The following is a 6,452-nucleotide window of genomic DNA, read 5'->3' as shown; positions in this document are numbered from 1 at the left end:
CTGCCTTCACCGGCGCGCCCAGCCCCTCGGAGGCCGCCGCACCGCCGGCCGCCCCTCCCGACGAGCCGCCCGCCGCGGCGGCGGGGGGGGCGGGGGGCCCCGCCCCCCCCCCCCCCCCCCCCCCCCCCCCCCCCCCCCCCCGGCGGTCGCGGACCTACGCGGTTCGTCCGGGTCGGCGCGCGGCCGTCACAGGCTTCGCAGGGCGCGTTCGAGGATCGCGGCGCCCTCCTCGGCCTCCGCGACGGTGAGGGTCAGCGGCGGGGCGATGCGCAGGGCGCTGGTGTCGTGGCCGCCGCCCTTGCCGATGAGCAGCCCGTTCGCGCGGGCCTCCTCCAGCACGGCGGAGGCGGCCTGCGGGTCGGCCTCGTCGGTGCCGGGCCGGGTCAGCTCGATGCCGATCATCAGTCCGCGTCCGCGGACCTCCCGCACGTGCGGCACCTGGGCGGCGGCGGCCCGCAGCCGTTCGATGAGCAGGCCGCCGACGCGGCGGGCGTTGCCCTGGAGGTCGTGCTCGAGCAGGTAGGTGAGGTTGGCGAGGCCGGCGGCCATGGTGACCTGGGTGCCGCCGAAGGTGGAGATGCTGTTGGCGTCCAGGCAGTTCATGATCTCGGCGCGGGCGATGACGCCGCCGATCGACATGCCGTTGCCGATGCCCTTGGCGAAGGTGACGATGTCGGGCGGGCCGCTGCGTCCGTGGGCCTGCCAGCCCCAGAAGTGGTCGCCGGTGCGGCCCCAGCCGGTCTGCACCTCGTCGGCGATCCACAGGACGCCCCGCTCGTGCAGGACCTCGCGGAAGGCGGCGTAGAGGCCGTCGGGCGGGGAGGTGAAGCCGCCGACGCCCTGGACGGGTTCGGCGATCAGCGCGGCGGGCGGGCGGGTGTGGCCGAGGAGGTCCTCGAGGTCGGCGACGCAGGCGTCGGTGAACTCCCGGTCGTCCAGGTGGGCGTAGGGGCCGCGGGTGCGTACGCCGCCGTGGACGTAGAGGGTCTGGAGCGGGGAGAGCGAGGTCGGGGACCAGCCGCGGTTGCCGGTGACGCCGACGGCGCTGAAGGAGCGGCCGTGGTAGCTGTTGCGCATCGCCAGGATGGTGTTGCTGCGCCGGTACGCCGTAGCGAGCAGCAGGGCGGTGTCGTTGGCCTCGGTGCCGGAGGTGGTGAAGAAGACGCGGGCGTCGGGGATGCCGGAGATCTGGGCGATGCGCTCGGCGAGTTCGACCATGGGCCGGTTGAGGTAGAGCGTCGAGGAGTGGATGATCCGCCCGGCCTGCTCGCTCACCGCCTTGGTCACCTCGGGCAGGGCGTGCGCGGTCATGGTGGTGAGGATGCCGCCGAAGAAGTCGAGGTACCGGTTGCCGGCCGCGTCCCAGACGTGCCGTCCCTCGCCGTGGGTGATCTCCAGCGGGTCCTCGTAGTAGAGGGCGAGCCAGTCGGGCAGGACGGCGCGGTGCCGGGAGAGGAGGTCCTTGGTCACGGCCGCACCAGCCCCTCGTAGGCGTCGGGGCGGCGGTCGCGGTAGAAGGCCCACTGCTGCCGCACCTCGTCGATGAGGCCGAAGTCCAGGTCGCGGACGACGAGTTCCTCCTTGGTGTCGCTGGCGACGTCGCCGACGAACTGGCCGCGCGGGTCGACGAAGTACGACGTGCCGTAGAAGTCGTTGTCGCCGTACTCCTCCTGGCCGACCCGGTTGATCGCGGCGACGAAGTACTCGTTGGCGACGGCCGCCGCGGGCTGCTCCAGGCGCCACAGGTGGGCGGAGAGGCCGCGGTGGGTGGCGGAGGGGTTGTAGACCAACTGCGCTCCCGCCAGGCCGAGTTGGCGCCACCCCTCGGGGAAGTGCCGGTCGTAGCAGATGTAGACGCCGACCTTGCCGACGGCGGTGTCGAAGACGGGCCAGCCGAGGTTGCCGGGGCGGAAGTAGAACTTCTCCCAGAATCCCTTGACCTGCGGGATGTGGTGCTTGCGGTAGGTGCCGAGGACGGTGCCGTCGGCGTCGATCACGGCCGCGGTGTTGTAGTAGAAGCCGGACTGCTCGACCTCGAAGACGGGGGCGACGATCACCATGCCGGTCTCGCGCGCGAGGTCCTGCATGCGGCGGGTGGTGGGACCGTCGGGCACGGGCTCGGCCCAGCGGTAGTGCTCGGGGTCCTGGACCTGGCAGAAATAGGGGGCGTTGAAGACTTCCTGGAAGCCGATGACCCGGGCGCCCTGCCGGGCCGCCTCGCGGGCGTACTCCTCGTGCTTCGCCACCATGGACTCGGTGTCACCGGTCCAGGCGGCCTGGACCAGAGCGGCACGTACGACGTTGGCCATGAGCTGCTCCTTCGACGCGACGTCAGAGCCTCTACGCCCGTAGAGCGGGCCGTAGAGGGACGAACGTAAGCCTCCTGGGCGAGCTTGCCAAGACCATCGTCGTCACGACGCGCTGCCGGACGGCATTCGCACCCCGGTGGGTGAGCGGTGGGGCGCGTGGGGCGGCCGGGGCGGGTCTCAGACCATGGTGAGGTCGCACCGCCCGGCCAGCTCGTCCATGGACAGGCCCAGCGCGCGGGCCAGCGCGGCCACCGTGAAGAAGGCCGGGGTCGGCGCCCGTCCGGTCTCGATCTTGCGCAGGGTCTCGGCGGAGAGGCCGGCCTCGGCGGCGACCTCCGTCATGCTCCGCGGGCCGCGCGCCGCGCGCAGCAGCCGGCCGAGCCGCTCGCCGCGTTCGCGCTCTTCGGGGGTCAGGGGGGTGCGTACCATGGCGTCATTCTAATACCGCTCCTCCATGTCGGACCCTATTCAAATACCGGTATAGTAATTGGCATGGTGGAACTGAAGACGGATACATCGATCGACGCCATGCACGAGGCCGGCCAGGTCGTCGCGCGCGCCCTGACCGCCGTACGGCAGGCCGCCGGCGTGGGCGTGTCCCTGCTGGAGCTGGACGCGGTGGCGCGCGAGGTGCTGCGGGAGGCCGGGGCGGGCTCGCCGTTCCTCGGCTACCGGCCCTCCTTCGCGCCGACGCCCTTCCCGGGAGTGATCTGCGCGTCGGTGAACGACGCGATCGTGCACGGCATCCCCGACGGCTACCGGCTGCGTGACGGCGACCTGCTCTCCGTCGACTGCGGCGCCACGCTGAACGGCTGGGCCGGTGACTCGGCGATCAGCTTCACCGTGGGCACCCCGCGGGCGGCGGACCTCGCGCTGATCGAGACCGCCGAGCGGGCCCTTGCGGCGGGCATCGCGGCGGCCGTCGTCGGCAACCGCATCGGCGACATCGCGCACGCCATCGGCACAGTGTGCCGGGCCGGCGGCTACGGGATCATGGAGGACTTCGGCGGCCACGGCATCGGCCGGCGGATGCACGAGGACCCGGGGGTGCCCAACGAGGGCCGGCCCGGACGCGGGATGCCCCTGCGGCACGGCATGGTCCTCGCCATCGAGCCCATGCTGATCGGCAGCGGCCGGGACGACTACCACCCCGCCCCGGACGGCTGGACCCTGCGCACGAACGACGGCTCGCGGGCGGCCCACGTGGAGCACACGGTGGCGATCACGCGGAGCGGCCCGCGCGTCCTGACCTCGCGGGAGAACCTGTGACACCGAAGGCGTGACCACGGGGCGGCACCGCCGCCGTTCCCCGCCCCGGGGCACTCCGCGACGGGGCCGGACCTGCCGGTGGGACCGGAACCCGCGCCCCCTCGCCCGGGGGCACTCCCCCGACGCCGCGGGACGCCCCCTGATCCCGCGATCCCGCGTGCCGGCGGCCCCCGGCACGCGCGGCCCACCCGCCCGGGAACACCCCCGCGGACGGCCCGCGCGCCCGGGGTCCGGACATGCCCGGCGGAACAGAACGTGTCATGTTGGGCATGACCGCGCCCCGGCCGGGTTACCCGGCCCCGGCACGTCGATCAGCGATGCAGCGGAGGTCCGTACACGATGAGCAGCGGCTTCATGGGCCCGGAGGGCGACCCGTTCGCGGAATTCCTGGCGCGCTTCTTCGGCGGCCCCAGGCCGAGGCAGATCGACATCGGGCGGCTGCTCAGCCAGCCCGCCCGGGAGCTGGTGCGCGGCGCCGCCCAGTACGCCGCCGAGCACGGCAGCCGGGACCTGGACACCGAGCACCTGCTGCGGGCCGCGCTCGCCACCGAGCCGACCCGCGGCCTGCTCAGCCGGGCCGGCGCCGATCCCGACGCGCTGGCGTCGCAGATCGACGAGCGGACCGGCCCGGTGCAGCACGCGCCGGGCGAGGCCCCGCCGCCCACCTCGCTGTCCCTGACCCCGGCCGTCAAGCGCGCCCTGCTGGACGCGCACGAGATGGCCCGCTCGACCGGCACCGGCTACATCGGCCCCGAGCACGTGCTCAGCGCCCTGGCCGCCAACCCGGACTCGGCAGCCGGGCACATCCTCAACGCGGCCCGGTTCGCGCCCTCGGGCCTGCCCACGGAGACGCCGGAGGGTGCCAAGGCCCGTCCCGAGCAGGCGCGGGCCACGAACACGCCGACCCTCGACAAGTACGGCCGCGACCTCACCGACCTGGCCCAGCAGGGCCGGATCGACCCGGTGATCGGGCGGGAGGACGAGATCGAGCAGACCGTCGAGGTGCTCTCCCGTCGCGGCAAGAACAACCCGGTGCTCATCGGCGACGCCGGCGTCGGCAAGACCGCCGTCGTCGAGGGGCTGGCCCAGCGCATCGCCGACGGCGACGTGCCCGACATACTGATCGGACGGCGGGTGGTCGCCCTGGACCTGACCGGCGTGGTCGCCGGCACCCGCTACCGGGGCGACTTCGAGGAGCGGATGAACAACATCGTGGGCGAGATCCGCGCCCACTCCGACCAGCTGATCATCTTCATCGACGAGCTGCACACCGTCGTCGGCGCCGGCGGGGGCGGCGAGAGCGGCTCGATGGACGCCGGGAACATCCTCAAGCCGGCCCTGGCCCGCGGCGAGCTGCACATCGTGGGCGCCACCACGCTGGAGGAGTACCGGCGCATCGAGAAGGACGCGGCCCTCGCCCGCCGCTTCCAGCCGATCCTGGTCCCCGAGCCCACGACCGCGGACGCCGTCGAGATCCTGCGCGGCCTGCGCGACCGTTACGAGGCCCACCACCAGGTCCGCTACACCGACGAGGCGCTGGTCGCGGCCGTGGAGATGTCCGACCGCTACCTCACCGACCGCCGGCTGCCGGACAAGGCGATCGACCTGATCGACCAGGCCGGCGCCCGGGTCCGGCTCCAGTCCCGCACCAAGGGCACGGACATACGGGTCATGGAGCGCGAGCTGGACCAGCTGGTCCGGGACAAGGACCAGGCCGTCGCGGACGAGCAGTACGAGCAGGCGATGCAGCTGCGCGACCGGATCTCCGAGCTGAAGCAGCGGATCGCCGAGACCGGCGCCGGCACCGAGGCCGACGAGGGACTGAACCTGGTGGTGGGCACCGAGTCCATCGCCGAGGTGGTGTCCCGGCAGACCGGCATCCCGGTCAGCAGCCTCACCCAGGAGGAGAAGGACCGCCTGCTGGGACTGGAGGCGCACCTGCACGAGCGGGTGGTCGGCCAGGAGGAGGCCGTACGCGTGGTCTCCGACGCGGTGCTGCGCTCCCGCGCCGGGCTCTCCAGCCCGGACCGGCCCATCGGCAGCTTCCTCTTCCTCGGCCCGACCGGCGTCGGCAAGACCGAGCTGGCCCGGGCGCTGGCCGAGGCGCTGTTCGGCAGCGAGGACCGGATGGTCCGCCTCGACATGAGCGAGTACCAGGAACGCCACACCGTCAGCCGCCTGGTCGGCGCCCCGCCCGGCTACGTCGGGCACGAGGAGGCCGGCCAGCTCACCGAGGTGGTGCGCCGGCACCCGTACTCGCTGCTGCTGCTCGACGAGGTGGAGAAGGCCCACCCGGACGTCTTCAACATCCTGCTGCAGGTCCTGGACGACGGGCGGCTGACCGACTCGCAGGGCCGCACGGTGGACTTCACCAACACGGTCGTCGTGATGACCAGCAACCTGGGCTCCGACGTGATCACCCGGCGCGGCGCCGGCGTCGGCTTCGGCGCGGGCGGCTCGGAGGCCGACGAGGAGGCCCGACGCGAGCAGGTGCTGCGCCCGCTGCGCGAGCACTTCCGGCCCGAGTTCCTCAACCGCATCGACGAGATCGTCGTCTTCCGCCAGCTCAGCGGCGAACAGCTGCGGCAGATCACCAGCCTGCTGCTGGAGGAGACCCGCCGCATGGTGCACGCGCAGGGCGTCACCGTCGACTTCACCGACGCGGCCGTGGACTGGATCGCCGAACGCGGCTACCAGCCCGAGTACGGCGCCCGGCCGCTGCGCCGCACCATCCAGCGCGAGGTGGACAACCAGCTCTCCCGGCTGCTGCTCGACGGCCGCGTCCGGGAGGGCGGCCGGGTCACGGTCGACGCCGAGGACGGGCGGCTGGCGTTCCGTACGCCGCAGCAGCCCGCCCCCGAGGTGTGACGCGCG

General features: G+C 73.3%; 5 protein-coding genes. 2 read left to right on the top strand and 3 right to left on the bottom strand.

What is annotated here, in order from left to right; translation table 11 throughout:
* Nucleotides 1-186 precede the first annotated feature (186 nt).
* The 3 genes from ACFYOJ_RS19785 to ACFYOJ_RS19775 all read right to left on the bottom strand — a co-directional run bounded on the left by ACFYOJ_RS19785 (nucleotide 187) and on the right by ACFYOJ_RS19775 (nucleotide 2,738).
* A complete protein-coding gene (locus ACFYOJ_RS19785; protein ID WP_356552960.1) occupies nucleotides 187-1,470 on the bottom strand; it encodes an aspartate aminotransferase family protein in 1,284 nt (427 codons plus the stop codon).
* Nucleotides 1,467-2,309 carry a nitrilase-related carbon-nitrogen hydrolase gene (locus tag ACFYOJ_RS19780; RefSeq protein WP_356552962.1) on the bottom strand — a complete coding sequence of 281 codons (843 nt, stop codon included), beginning with the start codon at nucleotides 2,307-2,309 and terminating at the stop codon, nucleotides 1,467-1,469. The genes ACFYOJ_RS19785 and ACFYOJ_RS19780 overlap by 4 nt, the downstream gene beginning before the upstream one ends.
* Nucleotides 2,310-2,486: 177 nt before the next feature.
* The gene (locus tag ACFYOJ_RS19775; RefSeq protein WP_356552963.1) at nucleotides 2,487-2,738 is read right to left on the bottom strand and encodes a helix-turn-helix transcriptional regulator; all 252 of its coding nucleotides are present in this window, start codon (nucleotides 2,736-2,738) and stop codon (nucleotides 2,487-2,489) included.
* A 63-nt stretch (nucleotides 2,739-2,801) separates the two neighbouring features.
* Here ACFYOJ_RS19775 and map point away from each other — a divergent pair, with 63 nt between their 5' ends.
* Together map and ACFYOJ_RS19765 are read left to right on the top strand one after the other, a co-directional pair.
* Nucleotides 2,802-3,578, top strand: a complete 777-nt coding sequence (gene map, locus ACFYOJ_RS19770) for a type I methionyl aminopeptidase (RefSeq protein WP_356552965.1) — start codon at nucleotides 2,802-2,804, stop codon at nucleotides 3,576-3,578.
* A 339-nt stretch (nucleotides 3,579-3,917) separates the two neighbouring features.
* Nucleotides 3,918-6,446, top strand: a complete 2,529-nt coding sequence (locus tag ACFYOJ_RS19765) for an ATP-dependent Clp protease ATP-binding subunit (protein WP_356552967.1) — start codon at nucleotides 3,918-3,920, stop codon at nucleotides 6,444-6,446.
* Nucleotides 6,447-6,452: the final 6 nt, after the last annotated feature.

The sequence above is a fragment of the Streptomyces sp. NPDC006384 genome, from assembly GCF_042870695.1.
Classification (GTDB): domain Bacteria; phylum Actinomycetota; class Actinomycetes; order Streptomycetales; family Streptomycetaceae; genus Streptomyces.
Note: the sequence above shows the minus strand (reverse complement) of the source record. Positions and strands in the feature narration are given on the sequence as shown.

Coding starts and splice junctions, on each gene's coding strand:
- ACFYOJ_RS19765 (WP_356552967.1), top strand. CDS start 3,918: ATGAGCAGCGGCTTCATGGGCCCGGAGGGCGACCCGTTCGCGGAATTC.
- ACFYOJ_RS19775 (WP_356552963.1), bottom strand. CDS start 2,738: ATGGTACGCACCCCCCTGACCCCCGAAGAGCGCGAACGCGGCGAGCGG.
- ACFYOJ_RS19780 (WP_356552962.1), bottom strand. CDS start 2,309: ATGGCCAACGTCGTACGTGCCGCTCTGGTCCAGGCCGCCTGGACCGGT.
- map (WP_356552965.1), top strand. CDS start 2,802: ATGGTGGAACTGAAGACGGATACATCGATCGACGCCATGCACGAGGCC.